Origin of the sequence: Kosakonia sp. S57 (assembly GCF_016516575.1) — a bacterium.
In the GTDB taxonomy this organism is placed as follows: domain Bacteria; phylum Pseudomonadota; class Gammaproteobacteria; order Enterobacterales; family Enterobacteriaceae; genus Kosakonia; species Kosakonia cowanii.
Genome location: NZ_JACVUL010000017.1, coordinates 44,090 through 68,975, shown reverse-complemented (window position 1 = coordinate 68,975; position 24,886 = coordinate 44,090). Strand labels below are relative to the sequence as shown.

Sequence of the window (24,886 nt, the reverse complement as noted above, 5' to 3'; positions counted from 1 at the left end):
CCTTACGCCCCTAACTGTAAGCCCGATTTGATCGACGCCCAGAATGCATCAGCAGGCGCGTCAAACGGCGCGGTACGGCTGAACGTCAGCACCAGAAGATGATCCTCCACGCGGGTGATGGCCAGTTTCTCATGCACCAGCACGCCCTGGTTTTCAAAGCGCAGCGAAACTTCACGGGCAGGCTGGTTCGCCACCTGGCTATCTCCCACTTCGCCCATTACGACTTTCTTCATGCTGCGCTTCACTTTCGCCAGCTGCTGGCTGATAAACGCCTCTTCCTCGCCTGCCTTGATGTCCCACGCACGGGTGATCACCAGCGTCGCGTTGCTCTCATTAAAGCGCAGCACGTTAATGCTGCGATCCTGGCATGCTTCCGGCAGGTTGAGGATGCCTTCCGAAACAACAAACTGTGCGGTCGCCATTATTTATCCTTCCCTTGATTAAATGCTTTTGTAACCGCGGCCTGGATTTGGTCGATGGTGGGGGCAACATCGTCATGTTTTTGCGGTGTTGATAAGTTCAAATCCAGCAATCCTTTGGTATTAATCTGCCCACTGCCCAGCGCGTCGATTTTAAAATCATTGCACTGCAGTGTGACCGTGCCGTTGGCCCCCAGTATTAGGGCTGATTGTCCGGTAACGAGTTTGATGCTCGAGCCAGAGGCAAGTGTCAGATTACCCTGCACTTTCTGCGTAAAATCGCCGCCGATCACCTCGTCGTGGGATAGCTGCGTCGCCTGGAAGTGGGTTCCGGCCACTTTGCCGCTGTGATCGCGTGTGATGTTCACGGTCTGTGAGCCGCCAACGCTGCGCGTCTCATCGTTTTTCACATGGGTATCGAGGTTACGTTCGGCCTGGATCCACACCTGCTCTTCGCCCGCTTTATCTTCAAAGCGCAGGGCGTTGGCGTTATCTACCGAGCCATCTTTCGAGCGGCTGAGGAAGCCCATCTGCGTTGCGGCAGCAGGCAGCGCCCAGGGCGGCATACTCGCTTCGTTGTATACGCGACCGGTAACAATCGGGCGGTCCGGGTCGCCGTTGATAAAGTCGATGACCACTTCGTCGCCGACGCGCGGGATCTGTACGCCACCATAGCCCTGACCAGCCCAGGCGCTGGAGACGCGCACCCAGCAGGAACTGGTGTCATCGCCTTTCGCCAGGCGGTCCCAGTGGAACTTCACTTTTATGCGGCCATATTTATCCGTCCAGATACTCTCCCCCTGCGGCCCCACGACGCGCGCGGTCTGCGGGCCATAAGTGCGCGGCCAGGGAGTGTGCTGCGGCGGGCGAAACACCACCGAGGAGGGAATAACGCTGAAGTCGATGCGGTGCACCGTCTGGCTGTCGGCACCGCTGGCGTAGCGGTTCTCTTCAAAGTTGTAGTGCGCGGCGGTGACAAGGTATTCGCCATTGTCATTAAAGAACGCGGCGTTGGTGAGCTGGAAAGTGCAGCCCGGCGCAATTCCGATTGCCGTGGCGGTGCCTTCGATTTGTTGATGCTCAACCTGCCAGCGCTCCTGGCGAATGCGGGCGTAGAATTCGCCATGCCCATGCTCGACGAAACGGCCCGGCCAGTCATAAACATCAATAGCGCCGGGAGACGGAGAGTTCGGGTTTTGCCGCGCCTGGAAAAGCCATGCGTTCGGTTTGCGGAAATCGTAATCATCCAGGCTGTAAATCCCTGGCGTCACGCTATCTTCCAGCGCCCACTGGCTAATTCCCTCTTCATCGGTGCTACCGCCCGATGGCGTCTGGTGATAGGGAATAAATTCATAGCCGCTAAAGGGCTGATGTTGGGTAGCCGCGTCGGTCAGCACCAGCGTGTGTTTGTCCGCTTCATGCCTGAAATGGTAGGCGATGCCTTCCAGCTCCATCAGACGGCTGATGAAATCGAAGCTGCTCTCCTGGTACTGCACGCAGTACTCCCACGTGCGGTAGCTGCCTGTCAGCTTATCTTCAATATTGACCTGGTATTCGCCCAGCAGGGTTTTCACGATTTGCGGCACCGTCTGTCCCTGGAAAATACGCAGGTTGCGGTCGCGCTTCATCGGCCAGAGATCCGGCTCAACGGTAAGTTGGTAAACGGCATAACGCGTACCGCTCAGTTCGACGGCGCTTACGGCGACGCGGGTGATTTTACCGTTAAGGTAGCGGCTGCCGGACAAACCCTGGGTTGGCAGGGTGACGGTGACCGGTTTTCCGAGCAGCTGGCTGCGATCCATGCGCGCGTCAGTACCGAGCAATTGCAGGGTAAAGGAGAATGCTTCGGACAGGGCTTCACGACCAGAAATTTTCCAGAAGAGCAGCCCCTCGGCAGGTAACTGAACAGTGATGCGATTGCTCATGTAGCGGATCCTGACATAAAACGCACCACTCCAGGCGCGTTCATCGGTTTAACGTGGCGGGCTTGATAGAAAGCTACCGCACCCTTTCTGAAAGCGAAAAGGCCTCTATTGTCTGATTTTTCGGCGAAATAAGTGCCAGGAATTATCCTAATCCATAGCAAACCTACCAAAAAAAGCGTCTGTTTTTAGCGAGTTAATAAATACCCCGCAAAAATAAAGACGCTTAAATCAATGGCCTTCAGCGTAATTTGCTTTAAGTGAAAAGAATTGTGTGAGTGCGCAGCCGCAGAGTCAAATGCTCACATTGCGGTTTCGCGAGGGCTCTCGCAATTTATTGCCTGAAAAAGATGCATTACATGCGGCAAACCGTGGGCGATCGAAAAACGCTTATGCCTCTTGCTCCGCTAGCGCCTGTGCGCAGGCCCACGCGCTGGACCATGCCCACTGGAAGTTGTAGCCCCCCAGCCAGCCGGTCACATCCATCACTTCGCCAATAAAATAGAGCCCCGGCACGTTTCGCGCTTCCATTGTGCGCGACGAGAGCTCATGGGTATCCACGCCGCCGAGCGTTACCTCTGCGGTGCGGTAACCTTCGGTGCCATTGGGCTGGACACGCCACGCGGTCAGGGTCTCGACCAGCTTCTCCTGGTCACGGCCGTTGAGCTGTTTTAGCGTCACATCAGGGATCTGCCCAAGCTGCTGTAAACACTCCACCAGGCGTTTGGGCAACTGCATGCTGAGGGTGTTTTTCAGGCTCTGATTGGGGTGCGCGTCGCGCTGCTGATTGAGGAAATCCGCCAGATTGCACTCGGGCACTAAGTTAATAGTGACAAACTCGCCCGGCAGCCAGTAGCTGGAAATTTGCAGCACCGCAGGCCCCGAAAGACCGCGATGGGTAAAGAGCAGGTTTTCGCGAAATACCGTGCCGTTTTCAGCGGTGATCACAGAGGGTACAGAGACGCCAGAGAGGGTCTGCACCTGCTCGAGTAAAGGTTTGTGCAGGGTAAACGGTACCAGACCGGCGCGGGTCGGCAGCACCTTCAGGCCAAACTGCTCGGCGATTTTGTAGCCGAAAGGCGAAGCGCCCAGCCCCGGCATCGATAGCCCGCCGGAGGCGATCACCAGTTTCACCGCCTGCACCGTGCCGCCGTTCAGCTGTAAGGTGTAGCCGTTATCATCACGCTCGACGGAGAGGATTTCCGTGCGCAGGCGCTGGGTGACATTGCCCTTCTCGCACTCCGCCACCAGCAAATCAACAATCTGCTGCGCGGAATCGTCGCAAAAGAGCTGGCCGAGCGTCTTTTCGTGCCAGGCGATGCCGTGTTTACCCACCAGATCGATAAAATCCCACTGGGTGTAGCGCGCGAGGGCAGATTTACAAAAATGGGGGTTCTGGCTTAAGTAAGCCGCCGGTTCGACATAAAGATTGGTGAAGTTGCAGCGCCCGCCGCCGGACATCAGGATCTTACGCCCCGGCTTTTTGCCGTTATCCAGCAGCAGCACGCGCTGGCCCGCTTGCCCCGCCAGCGCCGCACAAAACATCCCCGCCGCGCCAGCACCGACTATAATGGCATCAAAGCTTTCCACATCTTCACCCTCTCTCTTACCTGGTCGCGAATTGTAAAGAGTTCAGGCTGGTCACACCAGCGCGGTGTGGTGAGAAAAGAAACATACCATTGAAATTTATAAGATAATTTTAAAAATTCAGCGGAATGTAAGCGATGATGTCAAAAAAAGTCGATATTTCACTTTGCCCATACCGCCAATGTCCCTGATAATGCGCGGCGTTCGTGTCCCCAAAATGGCTTAACGACCTATGGTACATTTGTTTGCCGGCCTGGATCTCCATACCGGGCTACTCCTCGTGCTTGCACTGGTTTTTGTTCTGTTTTACGAGGCCATTAACGGCTTCCACGACACAGCGAATGCCGTTGCAACCGTGATTTATACACGCGCTATGCGTTCTCAGCTGGCGGTTGTGATGGCGGCAGTGTTTAACTTCTTCGGCGTTTTGCTGGGCGGGTTAAGCGTTGCGTATGCCATTGTGCATATGTTGCCAACCGATCTGTTGCTGAATGTTAGCTCCGCACACGGCCTGGCGATGGTCTTTTCCATGCTGCTGGCTGCCATTATCTGGAACCTCGGCACCTGGTATCTGGGCCTGCCTGCTTCCAGTTCTCACACCCTGATTGGCGCAATTATCGGTATTGGTTTAACCAATGCACTGATGACCGGCACCTCGGTGGTCGACGCGCTGAACATCCCGAAAGTGCTGAATATCTTTGGTTCGCTGATCGTTTCACCGATCGTCGGCCTGGTATTTGCCGGTGGGCTGGTGTTCCTGCTGCGTCGCTACTGGAGCAGCACCAAGAAACGTGCGCGCATCCATATGACGCCTGCGGAACGTGAGAAGATCGACGGCAAGAAAAAGCCGCCTTTCTGGACGCGTATCGCACTGATCCTCTCTGCTATCGGCGTCAGCTTCTCTCATGGGGCAAACGACGGTCAGAAAGGTATCGGCCTGATTATGCTGGTGCTGATCGGCGTTGCGCCGGCGGGCTTCGTGGTCAATATGAACGCCTCCGGTTATGACATCACCCGTACGCGGGATGCCGTCAACAACGTGGAAACCTACTTCCAGCAACATCCGGCGCTGCTGCAAAAAGCGACCGGTGTCGATCCGCTGATCCCAACGCCGGAAGAAGTAGCCACTAAGCCTGGCGAGTTTCACTGCCACGCGGGCCGCGCTATCAGTGCGCTGGACCGTGCGAAAGCGATGCTCACCGGGATTGAAAGCTACGATCAAATCCCGCTGGAACAGCGCGGACAGCTGCGCCGGATTATGCTCTGCCTCTCCGATATCACGGATAAAGTGGCGAAGCAGCCGGAGATCAGCGCCGACGATCAGCGTCTGCTGAAGAAACTGAAAGGCGATATGCTCAGCACCATCGAGTACGCGCCAATCTGGATCATCATGGCGGTCGCGCTGGCGCTGGGTCTGGGGACGATGATTGGCTGGCGTCGTGTTGCCACCACCATCGGCGAGAAGATCGGTAAGAAAGGCATGACCTACGCTCAGGGGATGTCCGCGCAGATGACCGCAGCGGTGTCGATTGGTCTGGCAAGCTATACCGGTATGCCGGTCTCGACCACCCACGTGCTCTCTTCGTCCGTAGCCGGTACGATGATTGTCGACGGCGGCGGTCTGCAGCGTAAAACCGTGACCAACATTCTGATGGCCTGGATCTTCACGCTGCCGGCGTCGATTATCCTCTCCGGTGGTCTGTACTGGATTGCGCTGAAGCTTATTTAACGTAAGCCTCAGAGAGACAAAAAACGGGTCAGGAAACTGACCCGTTTTTTTATTGCCGGAACCGTGCTGATTGCCGGATGGCGGATCGCGCCTTATCGGGCCTACGCCGAAAGCCCGGCCCGGTAACCCGTAGGCCTGATAAGCGTAGCGCCATCAGGCAGTGGCCGAAACCGTGCACATTGCAGGATGGCGGCTGGCGCCTTATCCGGCCTACGCGAAAGCCCAGCCCGGTAGCCCGCAGGCCTGATAAGCGTAGCGCCATCAGGCATTTATCAAAACAGCGCTCAGTGCCAAATCATCAGCCCAACCAGGCTCAGCACCACCAGCCCGCATAACGAACTGGTCAAAATAAACAGGTGACGCACCCGCTCGCAGCGGCGGATAAACTCATCGTCATGGTGATCGCGGTAACGTTGAGCGTATATGTACCACACCAGCCGCATCTGCTTGCTCGGCTGACCGTGGGCGGTAAAGAACCCACCGCCATCGACATATTGATACAGCAAAGGATCACACCCGCGGAGTACCACCAACAGGGCGCGCAGCGATGAGTAATAACGCGCCATGTTCACTACACACACCACACACAAAGCCCAAAACAGCGCAACAGTGCTGATCACCATATCCCCTCCCCGGCGAGAGCCCACAGAGTTTCACTCCAGCGCTCACGCTCCTGAAAACCCCACTAAGGTAGACAACAAAGAGTGTAACCAAGGCTCCGGACGGACCACAACGAAGGCGATGTTCCGTAGTTGACCTCGCGCAAAGCATCAGGACAACTTCGGGACATCGTCTCTCTCTTCCGTACGGTTTCTTAATAGTGTAGGAGATAGCGCTCTTTTTTTGCCACAAGCGAACGCATATCCCTGCATCTCGCTGTAAATATTACGTAAGTGAATCGTGATCCAGGTTGATTGACGGTGCTGTTAGAGCGTTATAAGGTAGGAATCATTTTGAATACGACCTGAAAAGTCGGGCGCAACGCTCACGTACAACGCAGGATGCGAGCGCAGCGCAACCCCATCAGGGTTTCCCCCGGATGGCCATCGACAACTTATGGAAGGAGTAATATTATGGCTTACAAACACATCCTTATCGCCGTCGATCTCTCCCCTGAAAGCAAGCTGCTGGTTGATAAAGCCGTCTCAATGGCGCGCCCTTACAACGCAAAGATTTCCCTGATTCATGTCGATGTGAACTACTCCGATCTCTACACCGGCCTTATCGACGTTAACCTCGGCGATATGCAAAAGCGCATCTCCGACGAAACGCACCAGGCGCTGACGGAGCTCTCCACCAACGCAGGTTATCCGATTACCGAAACCCTCAGCGGCAGCGGCGATCTGGGCCAGGTGCTGGTCGACGCGATCAAAAAATATGATATGGATTTGGTGGTGTGCGGCCATCATCAGGACTTCTGGAGCAAACTGATGTCCTCTGCGCGCCAGCTGATTAACACCGTTCATGTGGATATGCTGATTGTCCCGCTGCGCGATGAAGAGGACGAATAATCGTTCGTTGACCTTTCGTCAGTAGCCTGAATACCGCCCGGTGCGCGCAACGCCACCGGGCTTTTTTATTCCCCGGAGCCGGGGTAAATATCGAAACGGTGGCTTTTGGTCACCACCGCAGATTGCGTAGCGACGCCTGCCAGCGGCGGCGCATAGTCGGGCCGTTTAACCACCACGCGTTTAATCGCTAACTGCCGCGCAGGCTCCAGTAAGCCATCAGCATCAAGGTCCGGGCCAACCAGCGACTGAAAAACCCGCATCTCCTTTTTCACCAGCGCGCTCTTCTGCTTGTGCGGAAACATCGGATCGAGATAGACCACCTGCGGGCGCGGCGTAATATCAGCAAGCCCCGAGAGGCTTGAAGCGTGAATAAGCGTTAACCGGTCGCGCAGCCACGGGCCGACTTCCGCATCGGCATAGCCGCGCTGCAGACCATCCTCCAGCAGAGCGGCAACCACCGGGTTGCGCTCCAGCATGCGAACCCGGCAACCGACGGAAGCGAGCACAAAGGCATCGCGCCCAAGCCCGGCAGTGGCATCCACCACCTCCGGCAGATAGCTGCCTTTAACGCCGACCGCTTTCGCCACCGCTTCCCCGCGACCGCCACCAAACTTGCGCCGGTGCGCCATCGCGCCTGCGACAAAATCGACAAAAATACCGCCGAGTTTCGGTTCATCGCGTTTACGCAGCTCAAGATGGGTTGGTGTGCGAACCAGCGCCATCAGGTTGTCGTCATCCGGCTCCAGCCCAAAGCGGGCGATAAGATCGGATAAGGCACCGTCTCCGGTGCCTGTTTCATCCACTAAGCAGATCTTCAAGTGTTAGCCTTCGATACCATAATGCTCAAGCATCGCGTCAATCTGCGGCTCGCGCCCACGGAAGCGTTTGAACAGCTCCATCGGCTCTTCTGAACCGCCGCGCGTCAGGATGTTATCGAGGAACGACTGCCCGGTTTCGCGGTTGAAAATCCCCTCTTCCTCGAAGCGGGAGTAGGCGTCGGCCGCCAGCACATCGGCCCACAGATAGCTGTAGTAACCCGCGGCGTAACCGCCGGCGAAGATATGGCTGAAGGCGTGCGGGAAACGGCCCCACGACGGCCCAGGCATCACCGCGACCTGGCGTTTGATCTCGGCCAGAGTTTCGAGGATTTTCGCCCCCTCTTGCGGGTTAAATTCCGCATGCAGACGGAAGTCGAACAGGCCGAACTCCAGCTGGCGCAGGATAAACATTGCCGCCTGGTAGTTTTTCGCCGCCAGCATTTTATCCAGCAGCTCCTGCGGCAGCGGCTCGCCGGTCTCAAAGTGACCGGAGATAAACGCCAGCGCCTCCGGCTCCCAGCACCAGTTCTCCATAAACTGGCTCGGCAGCTCAACCGCATCCCACGGCACACCGCTGATCCCCGCAACGCCTGCGGTTTCAACCCGCGTCAGCATATGGTGCAGGCCGTGACCAAACTCATGGAACAGAGTGATCACTTCATCATGGGTGAAGAGCGCCGGTTTGCCGCTCACCGGGCGGTTAAAGTTACAGGTGAGATAGGCGACCGGTTTTTGCAGCGTGCCGTCGGCGCGGCGCATCTGGCCGACGCAATCATCCATCCACGCCCCGCCGCGTTTGTGCTCGCGGGCATAGAGATCGAGGTAGAAGCTGCCGCGCAGCTCGTTGTTTTCGTCATACAGTTCGAAGAAGCGCACTTCCGGATGCCACACATCAACATCGGTACGCTCTTTAGCGGTAATGCCGTAAATGCGTTTTACCACTTCGAACAGGCCGTTAACGGCGCGGTTTTCCGGGAAGTAAGGGCGCAGCTGCTCATCGCTGATGCTGTAGAGGTGCTGCTTCTGTTTTTCGCTGTAGTAGGCGATATCCCACGGTTGCAGATCGTCGACGCCAAACTCCGCTTTCGCAAAAGCGCGCAGCTGCGCCAGCTCTTTTTCGCCCTGCGGACGCGCGCGTTTCGCCAGATCGGTTAAAAACTCCAGCACCTGCGCCGGGTTTTCCGCCATTTTGGTCGCCAGCGATTTATCCGCATAGCTCTCAAAGCCAAGCAGTTGTGCCAGTTCGTGGCGCAGGGCTAGGATCTCTGCCATCACCGGGCTGTTATCCCATTTACCGGCGTTCGGCCCCTGATCGGAGGCGCGGGTGCTGTACGCACGGTACATCTCTTCGCGCAGCGCCTGGTTGTCGCAGTAAGTCATCACCGGCAGGTAGCTCGGAATATCGAGCGTTAACAGATAGCCCTCTTGCTCTTTAGCTTCAGCCTGCGCTTTCGCCGCCGCTAAGGCGCTTTCCGGCATGCCGGAGAGTTCAGATTCGTCAGTAACCAGCTTGCTCCAGCCCATGGTGGCGTCGAGCACATTGTTGCTGTAGAGGTTGCCCAGTTCAGAGAGGCGCGCGGCGATTTCGCCATAGCGTTTCTGCGTCTCTTTCGGCAGGCCAATACCCGACAGTTTAAAGTCGCGCAGGGCGTTATCGACCGATTTTTTCTCGGCAACGCTCAGTTCAGCGTAGTGGTCGCCGTCGCGCAGATCGCGATAGGCGTTATAGAGCCCTTCATGCTGGCCGACCCAGGTGCTGTACTCGGAGAGCAGCGGCAGGGTCTGTTCGTAAGCTTCACGCAGTTCCGGGCTGTTTTTCACGGAATTCAGGTGGCTGACGGGAGAGAAGAGACGACCCAGGCGGTCATCGACTTCCGCCAGCGGCTGGCAAAGATTGGCCCAGGTATAGGGGCCACCCTGCGCGACAACGCTCTCAACCGCGTTTCGGCAGTCGTCCAGCGCTTTCGTTACCGCAGGGACAACGTGTTCAGGACGAATGTGGGAAAACGGCGGTAACTCGAAAGGCGTCAAAAGGGGGTTGGTCATATGCGCAGTCCTGTTGAAAAGGGTGTTTGATTAGCATGGGGCTAACTTATGGAGATTTCAATGCCGGAGGGTGCGCTTAAGCCGGGTATCGCTGCAATAAGCGGAGGGTTGAGCGGTAATCCGCCGCGATCTGCGATAGACTGTGCGAAATCTCGTTTAATTTCTGGAATCTCCAACGCTATGCTCAGTTATCGCCACAGCTTCCACGCGGGCAACCACGCCGACGTCCTCAAACACACCGTTCAGAGCCTGATCATCGAAGCGCTGAAAGAAAAAGAGAAACCGTTTCTCTATCTCGACACCCACGCAGGCGCGGGGCGTTATCAGCTCTCCGGCGAGCATGCGGAGCGCACCGGTGAATATATGGAAGGGATTGCGCGCATCTGGCAGCAGGACGATCTGCCCGCCGAGCTGGAACCCTACATGAATGTGGTGCGTCACTTTAACCGTGGCGAGCAGCTGCGTTACTACCCAGGTTCACCGCTGATTGCCCGCCAGCTGCTGCGCGAGCAGGACACATTGATGCTGACCGAGCTGCATCCGAGCGACTTCCCGCTGCTGCGTCAGGAGTTCCAGAAAGATGAACGCACTCGCGTGGCGCGCGCCGACGGCTATCAGCAGTTAAAAGCTAAACTGCCGCCGGTCTCCCGCCGTGGTCTGATCCTGATCGACCCGCCGTATGAGATCAAAACCGACTATCAGGCGGTAGTGAGCGGTATCAGCGAAGGCCACAAACGTTTTGCCACCGGCGTGTACGCCCTCTGGTATCCGGTAGTGATGCGCCAGCAAATCAAACGCATGCTGCGCGATCTGGAAGCGACCGGCATTCGCAATATCCTGCAAATCGAGCTGGGCGTGCGCCCGGACAGCGACCAGCGCGGCATGACCGCCTCCGGCATGATCGTGATTAACCCGCCGTGGAAACTTGAAGCACAAATGAACAGCGTGCTGCCGTGGCTGCACAAGAAACTGGTCCCGGCCGGTACAGGCCATACGCTGGTAAACCAGGTAGTAGCAGAGTAATCGCAGCCATCGGTGGCGCATTACGCCCGGCGCGTTACAATCGCGCCACGACTGTCGACTTCGTTCAGGATTAAGGAAACGACCATGAGCAAACATTATGACTACCTCGCCATCGGTGGCGGCAGCGGCGGAATCGCCTCGATCAACCGTGCCGCCATGTATGGTCAAAAATGCGCGCTGATCGAAGCTAAAGAGCTGGGCGGCACCTGCGTTAACGTTGGCTGCGTGCCAAAAAAGGTGATGTGGCATGCGGCGCAAATCGCCGAAGCGATCCATCTTTACGGCCCGGATTACGGTTTCGACACCACGGTGAATCACTTTGACTGGAGCAAGCTGGTCGCCAGCCGCAGCGCCTATATTGACCGTATTCACACCTCTTATGACAACGTGCTGGGCAAAAATAACGTGGATGTGATCCGCGGCTTTGCGCGCTTTGTCGATGCCAAAACTGTGGAAGTGAACGGCGAGACGATCACCGCCGACCATATTCTGATTGCCACTGGCGGTCGCCCGAGCCACCCGTCGATTCCCGGCGCGGAATATGGCATCGATTCCGATGGTTTCTTCGCCCTGCCCGCGCTGCCGAAACGCGTTGCGGTAGTGGGCGCAGGCTATATCGCCGTCGAGCTGGCGGGCGTGATCAACGGCCTCGGTGCCGAAACGCACCTCTTTGTGCGTAAACACGCGCCGCTGCGCAGCTTCGATCCGATGATCACCGAGACGCTGGTGGAAGTGATGGCGGCAGAAGGCCCGAATCTGCACACCCACGCCGTGCCGACTGCGGTGGTGAAAAACGGCGACGGTAGCCTGACGATCACGCTGGAAGATGGCCGTTCGCAGACCGTTGACTGCCTGATCTGGGCGATTGGCCGCGAACCGGAAACCGATAACTTCAACCTTGCCGCCACCGGTGTGAAAACCAACGACAAGGGCTATATCGAAGTGGATAAGTTCCAGAACACCAGCGTTCCCGGCATCTACGCGGTGGGCGATAACACCGGCGCGGTTGAGCTGACGCCGGTTGCCGTGGCGGCTGGCCGTCGCCTCTCCGAGCGGCTGTTTAACAACAAGCCGGACGAGCATCTGGACTACAGCAATATTCCGACCGTGGTCTTCAGCCACCCGCCAATCGGCACCGTTGGTTTAACCGAACCGCAGGCGCGCGAGCAGTATGGCGACGACCAGGTGAAGGTCTATAAATCCTCCTTTACCGCGATGTATACCGCCGTCACCTCTCACCGCCAGCCGTGCCGCATGAAGCTGGTCTGCATCGGGCCAGAGGAGAAGATTGTCGGTATTCACGGCATCGGCTCCGGGATGGATGAGATGTTGCAGGGCTTCGCCGTAGCGCTGAAAATGGGCGCGACCAAGAAGGACTTCGACAACACTGTCGCCATCCACCCGACGGCGGCGGAAGAGTTCGTCACCATGCGTTAATGCTCCACGCAAACTGGCCCCCGCGGCCAGTTTTGCTTTTACACAAGGTTTGAAAGATGGCGGCGCAACTCCCCGTGTTTGATGGTCATAACGATCTGCTGCTGCGGTTGTGGCTGGAGCAGCCAGACACCTCTGTCGAACAGGTTTTCAGCGGCCTTAACGGCGGTCATCTCGATTTTCCCCGTATGCAGCGCGCCGGTTTTGCCGGTGGGCTGTTCGCCGTCTTTGTGCCGCCCGCTCGCTATATCGCAGAGATGCGCGGCATAACGCCCGATGCGGCGCAGGCGCTGCACGATCCGCTCCGGATCACCCACCAGCAGATCGATCTCTTCTACCGCATGGTCGATGCCTCAGAGGGCAGAATGCGCGTCTGCCACAGCGCACAGGAGATTGCGCAGTGCCTGCAAGATGGCACCATTGCGCTGGTACTGCATATTGAAGGCGCCGACGCGCTCAACGCAGAGTTAGAGCCGCTGGATGCGCTGGTCGCACGCGGCGTGCGCAGTATTGGGCCGTTCTGGAACCTGCCGAATGTGTTTGGCGAAGGGGTAAACGGCCGCTTTCCCGGTTCGCCGGATACCGGGCCGGGCCTGAGCGAGGCGGGCAAACGGCTTATCCGTGCCTGCAACCACCGGCGAATTCTTATCGACCTCTCGCATATGAATGAACGGGCGTTCTGGGACACCGCTGCCCTCAGCACTGCGCCGCTGGTCGCCAGCCACTCCAATGCTCACGCCCTCTGCCCGCAGCCGCGTAATCTCACCGATGCTCAGCTGGAGGTGATTGCCGCCAGCGACGGGCTGGTGGGCGTTAACTTCGGTACCGCCTTCCTGCGTGAAGATGGCAAGCGCGACGCCCGCACTCCTTTACACAAAATTTTCCAACACATCGACTATCTGCTTACTAAACTTGGTGAGGATCGTGTAGCATTCGGCTCCGACTTTGACGGCATCGACCTGCCGGAAGAGTTGGGCGATGTCACGGGGCTACCGCGACTCATGGCCCTGCTGACATCGTCTGGCATCAGCCAGCCGTTGGCAGAGAAACTTGCCTGGCGCAACTGGCTGCGAGTTCTGAATATGACCTGGGGTAACTGAATCACGCGGGTTACCTCCTCTCATCCCAAGGAGTTACGCTATGTGGACTAAACCAACGTTCGTGGATCTGCGCTTAGGTCTGGAAGTCACTCTCTATATTTCCAACCGCTAAACGCGCCCGCCCGCCTTGCTGCGGGCTTCCTCTTTTTTGCTTACCGGTTTACACAGATGCTGATTACTGTTTTAGGTTCCGCAGCGGGCGGCGGCTTTCCCCAATGGAACTGCAACTGCCCGAACTGCGCGGGAGTGCGTAACGGCACAATGCAAACCTCAGCGCGCACGCAATCGTCGATTGCGATAAGCGATGATGGCAAAAACTGGGTGTTGTGCAACGCCTCGCCCGATATCAGCCAGCAATTACGCGCCACACCGGCGCTGAACAGACCCGAACAGCTGCGCGGTACCGCCATTGGCGCGATTATCCTGACCGACAGCCAGATTGATCACAGCGCGGGGCTGCTAAGCCTGCGTGAAGGCTGCCCACATCAGGTGTGGTGCACGCCGGAAGTGCATGATGATCTCAGCACCGGCTTTCCCGTCTTCCCGATGCTCAGCCACTGGAATGGCGGGCTGCAACATCACCCTGTTGAGCCGCTGACGCGCTTCCAGGTGTCGGTTTGCCCGCAGCTGCACTTTACCGCTATCCCGCTGCTGAGCAATGCACCGCCCTACTCGCCTTACCGCGATCGCCCGCTACCCGGGCATAACGTGGCGCTGTTTATTGAAGACAGCAACAGCGGGCAGAGCCTGCTTTACGCGCCGGGTCTCGGCGAGCCAGACGAGACGATTATGCCGTGGTTGCAGCGCGCCGACTGCCTGCTGATCGACGGCACGCTGTGGCGTGATAACGAGCTGAGCGCCACCGGCGTTGGCGGCCACAGCGGCAAAGCGATGGGTCACCTGGCGTTAGCCGAAGAGCAGGGTCTTGCATCTTTGCTCGCAACGCTGCCCGCTCGTCGCAAGATTTTAATTCATATTAACAATACCAACCCGATCCTGAATGAAGCCTCCCCGGAACGAAAAAGCCTTGAGCAACAGGGGATTGAAGTGAGCTGGGACGGGATGGTTATCGCGCTATAAGAGGTTTCATGAGTGAAGCAATATGCCTGACGCCCGAGGAGTTTGAGGCCGCATTACGGGCGAAGGGCCAGTACTATCATATTCATCACCCTTATCACATCGCGATGCATAACGGTGAAGCCACGCGGGAGCAGATCCAGGGCTGGGTCGCCAACCGCTTCTACTACCAGACCAGCATTCCGCTGAAAGACGCGGCGATCATGGCCAACTGCCCGCATCCGGAAGTGCGCCGCCAGTGGGTGCAACGTATTCTCGATCACGATGGCGAGGGGGAAAGCGAAGGCGGTATCGAAGCGTGGCTGCGTCTTGGCGAAGCGGTGGGGTTAACCCGCGAAAGCCTGCTCTCGGAAGAGCGGGTGCTGCCGGGCGTGCGTTTTGCGGTGGATGCTTACGTTAACTTTGCCCGCCGCGCCTGCTGGCAGGAGGCGGCATGCAGTTCGCTGACCGAACTCTTCGCGCCGCAGATCCACCAGTTGCGCCTGGACAGCTGGCCGCAACACTACACGTGGATTGAACCGCAGGGGTATGACTACTTCCGCAGCCGTCTCGGCCAGGCGCGACGCGATGTCGAGCACGGTTTATCGCTGGCACTGGAGTGGTGCGACACCGCTGAGAAGCAGCAGCGGATGCTCGACATCCTGCAATTTAAACTCGACATCCTCTGGAGCATGCTCGATGCGATGACCATGGCCTACAGCCTTCATCGCGCGCCCTATCACACCGTCACCGCAGACGCGGTGTGGCACACAAGGAGACTGGTGTAATGCACATTCAGGCACATCACATTCCCGCCTTCCGCCGGGGTTACCGCCTGCAGTGGGAAGCCGCGCAGGATTGCCATGTGATCCTCTACCCGGAAGGGATGGCGAAGCTGAACGACAGCGCCACGGCGATCCTCTCAGAAGTGGATGGCATCAAAAGCGTGGGCGAGATTATCGCCACGCTGGAGGCGCGTTTTCCCGAGGCCGAAGAGCTTTCTGCCGACGTGCTCGATTTCCTGGCGCAGGCCTATGCGCAGAAGTGGGTGATTTTCCGTGAGTGAGGCCGCCAAAAGCGCCAATCCGCCGCTCTGGCTGCTGGCGGAGCTGACCTATCGCTGCCCGCTCCAGTGCCCCTACTGCTCCAACCCGCTCGACTTCTCGACCCAGGAGCAGGAGCTGACCACGGCGCAGTGGATTGAGGTGTTTCGCCAGGCGCGGGCGATGGGCAGCGTACAGCTTGGCTTTTCCGGCGGTGAACCGCTGCTGCGCAAAGATTTGCCGGAGCTGATTGCCGCCGCGCGCGGGATGGGGTTCTACACCAATCTGATCACCTCCGGCATTGGTCTGAGCGAGAAGAAGCTGCACACCTTTGCCGATGCCGGGCTGGATCATATCCAGATCAGCTTCCAGGCCAGCGATCCTGAACTGAATGCCGCGCTGGCGGGCAACGAAAAAGCCTTCCATCAGAAGCTGGCGATGGCGAAAGCGGTCAAAGCGCTCGGCTACCCGATGGTGCTGAACTTCGTCTTGCACCGGCACAATATCGACCAGATCGACAGGATTATCGCCCTGGCGTTACAGCTGGAGGCCGATGACGTTGAGCTGGCAACCTGTCAGTTTTACGGCTGGGCACAGCTTAACCGTGAAGGGCTACTGCCGAGCCGCGAGCAGATTGCCCGCGCCGAAGCGGTGGTCAGCGACTACCGGGCGAAGATGGCGGAAAGCGGCAATCTGACCAACTTGCTGTTTGTCACCCCGGACTACTACGAAGAGCGCCCAAAGGGCTGCATGGGCGGCTGGGGGGCGATCTTTTTAAGCGTGACGCCGGAAGGCACCGCGCTGCCGTGCCATAGCGCGCGCCAGCTGCCGGTGAAGTTCCCCTCAGTGCTGGAGCACTCGCTGGAGCACATCTGGTATGACTCCTTCGGCTTTAACCGCTATCGCGGCAACGACTGGATGCCGGAGCCGTGCCGCTCCTGCCCGGAGAAGGAGCAGGACTTTGGTGGCTGCCGCTGCCAGGCCTATATGCTGACCGGCGACGCGGCGAATGCCGACCCGGTATGCAGCAAATCACCGCATCACGGCACCATTCTCGCAGCGCGCGAAGAGGCCAACCATAGCCGCATCGGCGTGCATGAACTGCGTTTTCGCAACCGCGTTAACTCGCAACTAATCGTCAAAGGCTAACCATGCAGACCCGACAGCTCCACCTCGACAATGGGTTGCACGTCACCCTGGTGCATCAACCCGATGCACGCCAGGCGGCAGCGCTGTGGTGCGTCGATGCCGGCAGCCTGCAAGAGCCGCAGGGCTGGCCGGGGCTGGCGCATCTGCTGGAGCATATGCTGTTTCGCGGCAGCCTCGGTTTTCCGCAGGCGCAGCGCCTAATCAGCTGGGTACCGTCGCAGGGCGGGCGGCTTAACGCCTCAACCCGGCTGGCGCAGACGGCCTACTTTTTTGAGGTGCCTGCTGACCTGCTGGAGCCGGGGCTATTACGTCTTACCGATATGCTGGTGACACCACAGCTTAATGAGAGCGAGATCCTCGCAGAAGCCTCGGTGATCGACGCAGAGTATCGCCTGTTGCAACACGATGCTGAAAAACGGCGTGAAGCCGCTCTGCTAAACATGTTGGATGGTGATGGTCAGCTGGCGCGTTTTCGCATCGGCAACCACGCAAGCTTTGGCGACGAAGCCGCCCCGCTTCAGCAGGCATTGCAGGCTTTCCACCAACAGCACTATCACGCCGGGAACCTGCGCCTCTTTTTACAGGGGCCGCAAACGCTGGAGAATCTCGAAGCGCTGGCGCGCTGTAGCGCCGCGCCGCCCGCCTCAGGCAGAGAGGCCGATGTCGTTATGCCGCTCGCCCTTGCACAGGGCGATTGCGCGCTGCATCAGCCGCGCGAAACCATGCTGGTGCTGAGCTTTACCCCTCCCGCCGCCGTCAGCGGCGCGCTGCGTCTGCTGGAAACCCTGTTGCTGGATGAAACCGCAGGTGGATTGATGGAGACCTGGCGCCAGCGCAACCTGGTAACGGCCATCAACCTGCAGGCCGATTGCCTGAATAGCGAAACCCTCTGGCTGCGGCTCACCTTTACGCTGCGCGACGAAACCGTCAGCGCCGCACAGGTTGAAGCTCTCTTCTTCCGCTGGCTTGATGCCGTCAGCGCCCTGAGCGAGGCGCAGTGTCAGGCGCTATGCCGCTTTACGCAGCACGCTTTTATGCAGCTTGCGCCGCTTGAAGCGCTGCGTGCGCGCGCCATTGGCCTGCTGCCGCCCGATCCCGACGGCTGGCCTGCTTTGCTGGCAGCCCTTACCCCGGCAAACACCAGCCGGTTATGGACCTCGCCTGAGGTGAGCGGAGAAACCGTGGAGAGTCAGGGCTTTACCCTGACGCTGGCCCCTTTTGTGCCGCAAACAGCACCTGATGAACCGATCTCGTTTACTCCCTTCCCGACGCCTGCGCCGCTGCGCGCGCCAGCACTCCCTTCCGCCACTGCGCCGCTGGCGTGGCAACCGGCTGCGGGCGATGCTTCACTGCGGCTGCGACCACAGCCCGCCACGGCGTTTAGTGATGAAACCGGCTGGTGGCTGGCCTCGCGCCTGCGCCCACTCAGTGCATGGGCGGCTCGCCAGGGCGGCGTGTTGACCGTGCAGCGTGAGCAGGGGATCTGGCAGCTTCACCTCTGCGGAGAGGCGCTGTTGATGCAGTCCCTGCTGGCGGAAATTACTCAGATTTTGCAGCGCGAGGATGCTAACGCCGGAGTGCAGGCGCGCCTTGCGCTGGCGCAGGAGACCGCCCGCGAGATGCAGGGCAGCGCCGTGCGCCGCCTGCTGGCGCAGCTGCCGCGCGAACTGACAACCTCTGTTGCTCAGCCCACTCAACAGGTCTGGCAAGCGCATCTGGCGGGCGGCGACGCGGCGCTGCATCAGGCGCTCTCCCGCTTGTTAAGCGCCTTTATCTTTCCTGTTGAGACCGAAACCGACGCGCCGCCGCTTATCGCTCCCGGCAAACACTTCACGCTGGATACGCAGGAGGAGGACAACGCGCTGCTGCTGTTCCTGCCGGTTGAAGAGGAGATTGAGGAGATGCAGGCGCTTGTCCAGCGCTATCAACCGCTCTTTTTCCACCAGATGCGGGTTGAGCGCAGCCTCGGCTACGTCGCCCAGTGCCAGTGGTACTACTGCGCGGATCGGCAAGGGGTGCTGGTGGTGATGCAGTCGCCGACTCACTCCGCGGATGCGCTACGCGAAGAGGCGCAGGGGTTCTTTGTGCAGCAGGCCAGCACAACGCCCGGCCCGCAAGCCGAGTGGCTGGCGCAGCAGATGCCGAATGCCTGGCGCGGCACGAGCGGGAAAGCAGCGACCGTTTAGTGAAACGCGTTAAAACTCGCTGTCGTTAACGGCGATAGGTTTCGCATGGCCTGCGTCAATCGCGAAGGCAACGTTAAAGCGACGCGTATTAAACGCCGTGGTCTGCGCTTTGGCTTTCGAGGAGAGCACAAACGTCGCAATGAATTGCCCGCTGTCAGGGAATTTATAGAGGCTGGGTGGAATACACATTTCGCCCTCTTTTACCGTTAACCTCGGCGCTTGTTGATACCAACGCTCTTTATAAGGGGTGGTGCGCGGCGCGATTGAAATAAAGGCGGGCTGATAATCTTCAGCGTCTTTAATGGTGAAACAGACCTGAGCGTTTTTTACCATCACCGGGGCGGTTTCTGCGGGTTTATAGCGCTGATCGACACGGTCGCCCATCGGACAGCCGCTAAGTAGAGGCATAAGAGCAACCAGGCTGCATTTGAGATAATTTTTCATTTTGTTATCCAGATGCGAAGAACTTACCGCAATTAGGGGCGATGAATAGCGGTATTTGGATGCAACGCTTCCAGCGCCGCGAGCACCTGCGGGTGTGCCTGAAATACAGTAAACCACACTGACCAGTGTCCCTGCGCCGCTCCCGTCAGCACGTCATTAATGGACATCGTTCCATTTTCGTAATGGTCAAGAAATAGCTCTGCAACATTAAAGGCCGCCCGTCGGGCAAGGTTTAAATGGTTTTGTGGTTGCAGGGAGTCATCAAGAGAAACGAGGTTAATGGTATTCACTACCTCCTGGTGCGTTGCCTGAGCAAGACCTGGTGCGGGCTGTACGCGACCATCAGGCCAATACTTCAGTAATTTGTAGGTGTTATGCGTGTCAGGCCAGACATAATTCAACCGGCTGTTGTTATTGCTTCTTTTGAAATCACGGTTACAGCGCGGGCAACCCAGCAGCATATTACTCCATGTGGTTGCCAGCGCAGGGTTAAGTGATTTTGGCGCCACATGCTCCACATCGAATTTATCCAGCCGTTCACAATATGAGCAGTAAGTGCCGAAAGCCTCGATCAGTGGCTGCAAATAAGCTTGATAATGTCTCACCGCCGGGCCGGTATATGCCGGACGTTCAACAGGCCTCATTATTTCGCCTCCTGCGTTCTTTTCCTGCGTTCAGCCCGTAATAAAGCCACATAGACGGGGTTATCCCCAAAATAGGTTTCCAGCCGGTCTAATTCCTCTGACAACGCTGCGACTTGAGGATCGTCCTCAGACTTACCGCTATTTAACAGGGCGTAATAACGCCTCGCAGCCTCAACTTGCCTGTTAAACAGTGCGCTACGTTGCACATTGTCCATGCCCATCCACTCCTGCGCGATATCTTCAACGCTCATCTCTTTCCCGAGATCGGGAGTGTGGCTCACGTTGAGCTGGTCGAGGTCGATCAACTCGCCCTCTTTGACGGATTGCAGAATAAACGGCGAGTGCGTGGAGACAATGAACTGAAGGTTGGGGAAAACATCCACCAGCCGCGGCATAAACTCACGCTGCCATTCAGGATGAAGATGTAGATCAACTTCATCAATAAGGATGATCCCTTCACAGGCCAGCGGGTCTGATGAAAATGGATTTGCCTCTGCCAGCCTGGCGGCAATATCCATCACCATCGCAAGGGTGGTGCGGTATCCATCGCTAAGCTGTTCAATCTTTAATTGATGTATTTCCGATTTTTTTATGTTGCTGCTTTCGGGTAATGGCGTGAGTTTAATTTGGCTGTCGGCATCAGAATCATGCGCAACATACTGCTTTTCCCAGTCAACCATGATCCCCGCAGGTTCAACAGAACGAATATTACTGAACTGCGGCATCAGACGTTTGATCGCAAGCCTTATGGCTGAGAGTTCTGGCAGCTCAATATCAAAGGAGCGCTGCTCTTTCTGCAGGCGATTTTCTCTCTCTTCAAGGCCGTAAAAATATTGCACAAAACGGCGGAAATTGGTTCGGCTTTCAAGCGCGCCATCAAGCGCCTCAAAACGGGTAAATGTGCTTTTAAAGTCACGCTTGCGCATAGGAACATCAAAAACCCCGCGCCCGGTGCCGTAATAGATGAAAACCGGCAACGTATAGTGTTCGCCATCATTGTGCGCATTAATAAACGTATCGACATGTTCGTTGAGCGCTTTTAATCCCACTGCAGGTGGAATGGCATTGAGCGTTTTTTTGGATTTGTCGCGTCTCTCTGTTCTGTCCCACACCACGCCAGAGAAACTTTCGCATTTAATACGCATGTAAGCAGGCTGCTTACCATCAGGCTTAATGCGAAAATCTGTTTTCTTAAAGCTGAGGCCACTCACCCCCGGCAACCGCGTCAGAAAAGAGCCTAACCCTAGTGCAATTGCGTCTAATAACGTTGATTTCCCCGCCCCGTTACGCGCGATAAGAATCGTCAAACGAGGATGAAATTTAACTTCCATCTTTTCAAAACAGCGGAAGTTGTTAAGGGTAATTTTAGCTATCTTCACAATCGTGAACTCCGGCTCTCAGGGCGATGCGGTATAGTTGGGGAAAATTCACCCGAAAGCAATGATAACGCTCTCTATGAATTTAGATCTCCCCGTTATCTCTCTTTTGCTTATAGATCAGCGCGTTTCTGATTGCACACACCGCAATACTCCCTCCTATATCCGCACCGTTTTTAATTCGTCGATCAGCCACTGCACGGCGGGTTGGTAGTCATAGAGGCGGTGCGACAGCAGCAGTAAATCGTACGACGGTGCGCCTTCCGGCAGCGTCATGATGCGCAGCGGCAACATCTTTGCCAGCTCCTGGGCAATACGAAACGGGACGCACATTAAATACCCGGATGCCACCGCCACACGGCCACCGACGGCGTAGCTTTGCACTACTGTTGCCAGCGGGCGGTAGAGGTGCTGCGATAAGAGCCAGTTGTCGATATGGTCCGCGCCTGAGCTAACGGCGGGCAGGTGGATTTGCGCCTCGCTGACCAGATGGCGCATCGTCAGCTGCTCCGGCAGATCGTTGCGCTCAAGCGAGGCAATGGCGACAAAGTGATCGGAGATAAGCCGGTGCTTATTAAAGTAGTGCGGGATGTGCTGCACATTTTCGACGCCGATAAATGCATCCAGCTGCCCGTTCTCTACACGTTCGACCTTGATCGTCTCCGAAAGAATATCCACCGAGAGCCGCACATTCGGCGCGATAGTTTTAAAGCGCGCGGTGAGCACCGGCATAAACATAAATTCGAAGTAGTCGACCGCGCCAATATAGAAGGTATGCGCGTCACGCGCCGGATCGAAGTGGCTTGGCCCGCGCGTGGCGGTATCAAGCTTGCTCAGCGCACTCTCAATCACCGGGATCATCCGCGCCGCATAGGGCGTCGGCTCCATGCCGCTGTGGGTGCGAATAAACATCTCATCTTTTAGCTGTTCACGCAGGCGGTTCAGCGCGTGGCTAAAGGCCGACTGGGATAAATTCGCCTTTTGCGCCGCGCGGGTGACGTTTTTCTCTTTCGCCAGAATCGGGATAAGGCGCAGCAAGTTTAAATCGACCACTATTATGCATCCTGTTCATGTTTTCATGATAACAATACATTTTATTCATAACGCAGATCGTTGCTATAGTTTGCGCCACAATAAGTGCTGAAATTTTGCACTAACCGAACCGAGACCTACGGGAGATGTTTATGAGAAATGTAACTGTCGCCGCCACCCAAATGGCATGCACCTGGGATCTGGAGAAAAACGTACAGAACGCTGAGCGTCTGGTACGTGAAGCTCACCGCCAGGGCGCGCAGGTGATCCTGATTCAGGAGCTGTTCGCCGCGCCTTACTTCTGCATCGATCAGAGCCCGGAGCACTATGCGCTGGCGCAGGAAGTGGACAACAGCCCGCTGATTAAACATTTCTCTGCCCTGGCAAAAGAGCTGGAAGTGGTGCTGCCGCTGAGCCTGTTCGAAAAGAGCAACAACGCCTACTACAACTCGCTGGTGATGATTGATGCCGACGGCAGCGTGCTCGACACCTACCGTAAAACGCATATTCCGAACGGCCCGGCGTACCAGGAAAAACAGTTCTTCATCCCTGGCGACACCGGCTTCAAAGTGTGGAACACCCGCTATGCGAAGATCGGCGTCGGCATCTGCTGGGATCAGTGGTTCCCGGAAACGGCTCGCTGCCTGGCCCTGCAGGGCGCGGAGCTGATTTTCTACCCGACCGCTATCGGTTCAGAACCGGCTTACCCGGATATCGACAGCCAGCCGCACTGGACCCGCGTCCAGCAGGGCCACGCTGCCGCGAACGTTGTGCCGGTTATCGCCTCTAACCGTATCGGTACCGAAGCCAGCAAATATATTGAAGGCCTGGAAATGACCTTCTACGGCTCCTCTTTCATTGCCGATCAGACCGGTGCGCTGGTTGAGCAGGCAAACAAAACCAGCGAAGCGGTGCTGGTTCACACGTTCGATCTCGATGCGATTGCCGCACAGCGCGCCTCCTGGGGCCTGTTCCGCGACCGCCGTCCGAACATGTACACCGCGCTGGCAACCTCCGATGGCAGCGTAAGGAGCAAGTAATGTCACAGCTGACCATGCCGGTGAAAGACGGATTTAGCATGCCCGCCGAGTGGGCGCCGCATCAGGCCGTGTGGATGATTTGGCCCTACCGTACGGATAACTGGCGTGCCGACGCCGCGCCCGCGCAGCAGGCTTTCTCTGCGGTGGCAAAAGCGATCTCCCGTACCACTCCGGTCATTATGGGCGTGCCGGCAGCGGAAATGGCAAAAGCGCGGGCAGTGATGCCCGCCGACGTCACGCTGGTGGAGATGGAGAGCGACGACGCCTGGATGCGCGATACCGGCCCGACGGTCGTGACCAATGCTGCGGGCGAAAAACGCGGTATTAGCTGGACATTTAACGCATGGGGCGGTCTTAACGGCGGTCTCTACGCCAGCTGGGATCGCGATCAGTTAGTGGCTGAGCAGGTAGCAAACTACCACCAGATGCCGTGCTACCACACGGACCTGGTGCTGGAAGGCGGCTCGATTCACGTTGATGGCGAAGGTACCCTGCTGACCACCGCGGAGTGTCTGCTTAACGCCAACCGCAACCCGAACCTGAGCAAAGCGCAGATTGAGCAGCAGCTGCGCGACTATCTTGGCGTATCGCAGATCATCTGGCTGCCGGACGGCGTGTTTAACGATGAGACCGATGGTCATATCGATAACATGTGCTGCTTTGTGCGCCCGGGCGAAGTGGCCCTGCACTGGACCGATGATGAAAACGATCCGCAGTACGCCCGCTCCATGGCAGCGCTTGACGTGCTGCAAAGCGTGGAAGATGCGCAGGGTCGTCGCCTGAAAGTGTGGAAAGTGCCCTCCCCGCAGCCGCTTTACGCCAGCGCGGAAGAGACGTGCGACGTCGAGAAAGGCACGGCCATTGAGCGTCACGAAGGCAACCGCCTGGCGGGTTCTTACGTCAACTATCTGGTCAGCAACCAGCAGATCATTTTTCCGCTGCTGGACCCGGCGACCGATGGCGCGGCGCAGGCGCTGTTTGCTGAGATGTTTCCGGATTTCATTATCACCGGCGTGCCGGCTCGCGAGATCCTGCTTGGCGGCGGTAACATCCACTGCATCACGCAGCAAATCCCCCGCTAACACCCTTCCCGGCGGCCTCTGTCGCCGGGAGTCTCCACTCTTTATTTCGCGCCGTATGGCGGGTATTGCAACATTGCTCTAACGTAATAAGAGCGTATTCTGATTTCTTTCCCCAGCGATAAAATGAACGACCCTGTTCTGCGGTGGTCAACTGCGTAATACCGGGTTAATTCACAAATCGTTGCAAAACGAATGCTCCGAAATTTACCACGACTTAAAGCACAGGAATAAGTGACTTATTCGTG

The 24,886-nt window shown here is 57.5% G+C and carries 23 protein-coding genes; 13 read left to right on the top strand and 10 right to left on the bottom strand.

From position 1 onward, the window contains the following. Positions 1 to 2: 2 nt before the first annotated feature. The 3 genes from IAE48_RS16605 to IAE48_RS16595 all read right to left on the bottom strand — a co-directional run bounded on the left by IAE48_RS16605 (position 3) and on the right by IAE48_RS16595 (position 3,931). A complete protein-coding gene (locus IAE48_RS16605; RefSeq protein ID WP_054802667.1) occupies positions 3 to 422 on the bottom strand; it encodes a DcrB-related protein in 420 nt (139 codons plus the stop codon). Next, a complete protein-coding gene (locus IAE48_RS16600; RefSeq protein ID WP_200135029.1) occupies positions 422 to 2,344 on the bottom strand; it encodes a type VI secretion system Vgr family protein in 1,923 nt (640 codons plus the stop codon). The genes IAE48_RS16605 and IAE48_RS16600 overlap by 1 nt, the downstream gene beginning before the upstream one ends. Before the next feature lie 387 nt (positions 2,345 to 2,731). Next, on the bottom strand, positions 2,732 to 3,931 hold the full coding sequence (locus tag IAE48_RS16595; RefSeq protein WP_200135028.1) for an NAD(P)/FAD-dependent oxidoreductase: 1,200 nt from the start codon (positions 3,929 to 3,931) through the stop codon (positions 2,732 to 2,734). Between the two features lie 229 nt (positions 3,932 to 4,160). Between IAE48_RS16595 and pitA the strand changes: the two genes are divergently transcribed. Further along, positions 4,161 to 5,657: an inorganic phosphate transporter PitA gene (gene pitA / locus IAE48_RS16590; protein WP_042713216.1), complete on the top strand. Its 1,497-nt coding sequence runs from the start codon at positions 4,161 to 4,163 to the stop codon at positions 5,655 to 5,657. Positions 5,658 to 5,941: 284 nt separating this feature from the next. On the opposite strand, the gene uspB is transcribed toward pitA, so the two are convergent. Further along, positions 5,942 to 6,277 carry a universal stress protein UspB gene (gene uspB / locus IAE48_RS16585; protein WP_200135063.1) on the bottom strand — a complete coding sequence of 112 codons (336 nt, stop codon included), beginning with the start codon at positions 6,275 to 6,277 and terminating at the stop codon, positions 5,942 to 5,944. Between the two features lie 453 nt (positions 6,278 to 6,730). Here uspB and uspA point away from each other — a divergent pair, with 453 nt between their 5' ends. Beyond that, entirely contained in the window at positions 6,731 to 7,168 is a 438-nt protein-coding gene (uspA, locus tag IAE48_RS16580; protein ID WP_042713217.1) for a universal stress protein UspA, read from the top strand. A 65-nt stretch (positions 7,169 to 7,233) separates the two neighbouring features. Here uspA and rsmJ read toward each other — a convergent pair whose 3' ends face one another. Next, positions 7,234 to 7,986 carry a 16S rRNA (guanine(1516)-N(2))-methyltransferase RsmJ gene (gene rsmJ / locus IAE48_RS16575; RefSeq protein ID WP_200135027.1) on the bottom strand — a complete coding sequence of 251 codons (753 nt, stop codon included), beginning with the start codon at positions 7,984 to 7,986 and terminating at the stop codon, positions 7,234 to 7,236. A gap of 3 nt (positions 7,987 to 7,989) precedes the next feature. Beyond that, positions 7,990 to 10,032, bottom strand: coding sequence for an oligopeptidase A (gene prlC, locus IAE48_RS16570; protein WP_023482076.1), 2,043 nt, complete (start codon positions 10,030 to 10,032; stop codon positions 7,990 to 7,992). A gap of 180 nt (positions 10,033 to 10,212) precedes the next feature. Between prlC and IAE48_RS16565 the strand changes: the two genes are divergently transcribed. The 9 genes from IAE48_RS16565 to pqqF all read left to right on the top strand — a co-directional run bounded on the left by IAE48_RS16565 (position 10,213) and on the right by pqqF (position 19,023). After that, entirely contained in the window at positions 10,213 to 11,055 is an 843-nt protein-coding gene (locus IAE48_RS16565; RefSeq protein WP_200135026.1) for a 23S rRNA (adenine(2030)-N(6))-methyltransferase RlmJ, read from the top strand. Between the two features lie 84 nt (positions 11,056 to 11,139). Then, positions 11,140 to 12,492: a glutathione-disulfide reductase gene (gorA, locus tag IAE48_RS16560; RefSeq protein WP_200135025.1), complete on the top strand. Its 1,353-nt coding sequence runs from the start codon at positions 11,140 to 11,142 to the stop codon at positions 12,490 to 12,492. 56 nt (positions 12,493 to 12,548) lie between these two features. Further along, the gene (locus tag IAE48_RS16555) at positions 12,549 to 13,589 is read left to right on the top strand and encodes a dipeptidase (RefSeq protein WP_200135024.1); all 1,041 of its coding nucleotides are present in this window, start codon (positions 12,549 to 12,551) and stop codon (positions 13,587 to 13,589) included. A gap of 40 nt (positions 13,590 to 13,629) precedes the next feature. After that, positions 13,630 to 13,701: a pyrroloquinoline quinone precursor peptide PqqA gene (pqqA, locus tag IAE48_RS16550; protein WP_071789594.1), complete on the top strand. Its 72-nt coding sequence runs from the start codon at positions 13,630 to 13,632 to the stop codon at positions 13,699 to 13,701. A gap of 56 nt (positions 13,702 to 13,757) precedes the next feature. Beyond that, positions 13,758 to 14,669, top strand: coding sequence for a pyrroloquinoline quinone biosynthesis protein PqqB (gene pqqB / locus IAE48_RS16545; protein ID WP_200135023.1), 912 nt, complete (start codon positions 13,758 to 13,760; stop codon positions 14,667 to 14,669). An 8-nt stretch (positions 14,670 to 14,677) separates the two neighbouring features. Then, positions 14,678 to 15,433, top strand: coding sequence for a pyrroloquinoline-quinone synthase PqqC (gene pqqC, locus IAE48_RS16540; protein WP_200135022.1), 756 nt, complete (start codon positions 14,678 to 14,680; stop codon positions 15,431 to 15,433). 5 nt (positions 15,434 to 15,438) lie between these two features. Further along, positions 15,439 to 15,711 carry a pyrroloquinoline quinone biosynthesis peptide chaperone PqqD gene (gene pqqD, locus IAE48_RS16535; protein WP_200135062.1) on the top strand — a complete coding sequence of 91 codons (273 nt, stop codon included), beginning with the start codon at positions 15,439 to 15,441 and terminating at the stop codon, positions 15,709 to 15,711. After that, positions 15,704 to 16,837 (top strand): pyrroloquinoline quinone biosynthesis protein PqqE, encoded by a 1,134-nt coding sequence (pqqE, locus tag IAE48_RS16530; RefSeq protein WP_200135021.1) that lies wholly within the window; start codon positions 15,704 to 15,706, stop codon positions 16,835 to 16,837. Before pqqD ends, pqqE begins: the two co-directional genes overlap by 8 nt. Positions 16,838 to 16,839: 2 nt before the next feature. Further along, on the top strand, positions 16,840 to 19,023 hold the full coding sequence (gene pqqF / locus IAE48_RS16525) for a pyrroloquinoline quinone biosynthesis protein PqqF (RefSeq protein ID WP_200135020.1): 2,184 nt from the start codon (positions 16,840 to 16,842) through the stop codon (positions 19,021 to 19,023). 9 nt (positions 19,024 to 19,032) lie between these two features. Here the strand turns inward: pqqF and IAE48_RS16520 are convergent, their stop codons facing one another. From IAE48_RS16520 to IAE48_RS16505, 4 genes are all read right to left on the bottom strand, one after another. Next, positions 19,033 to 19,467, bottom strand: a complete 435-nt coding sequence (locus IAE48_RS16520) for a putative T6SS immunity periplasmic lipoprotein (protein ID WP_370569030.1) — start codon at positions 19,465 to 19,467, stop codon at positions 19,033 to 19,035. 32 nt (positions 19,468 to 19,499) lie between these two features. After that, positions 19,500 to 20,111, bottom strand: coding sequence for an HNH endonuclease (locus IAE48_RS16515; RefSeq protein ID WP_200135018.1), 612 nt, complete (start codon positions 20,109 to 20,111; stop codon positions 19,500 to 19,502). Further along, a complete protein-coding gene (locus IAE48_RS16510) occupies positions 20,111 to 21,490 on the bottom strand; it encodes an AAA family ATPase (RefSeq protein ID WP_200135017.1) in 1,380 nt (459 codons plus the stop codon). Before IAE48_RS16510 ends, IAE48_RS16515 begins: the two co-directional genes overlap by 1 nt. Before the next feature lie 156 nt (positions 21,491 to 21,646). Beyond that, positions 21,647 to 22,540 (bottom strand): LysR family transcriptional regulator, encoded by an 894-nt coding sequence (locus IAE48_RS16505; protein ID WP_200135016.1) that lies wholly within the window; start codon positions 22,538 to 22,540, stop codon positions 21,647 to 21,649. A gap of 131 nt (positions 22,541 to 22,671) precedes the next feature. On the opposite strand from IAE48_RS16505, the gene aguB reads away from it, so the two are divergent. Beyond that, positions 22,672 to 23,559, top strand: a complete 888-nt coding sequence (gene aguB, locus IAE48_RS16500) for an N-carbamoylputrescine amidase (protein WP_023481996.1) — start codon at positions 22,672 to 22,674, stop codon at positions 23,557 to 23,559. Continuing rightward, the gene (aguA, locus tag IAE48_RS16495; RefSeq protein ID WP_200135015.1) at positions 23,559 to 24,641 is read left to right on the top strand and encodes an agmatine deiminase; all 1,083 of its coding nucleotides are present in this window, start codon (positions 23,559 to 23,561) and stop codon (positions 24,639 to 24,641) included. The genes aguB and aguA overlap by 1 nt, the downstream gene beginning before the upstream one ends. Positions 24,642 to 24,886 lie beyond the last annotated feature (245 nt).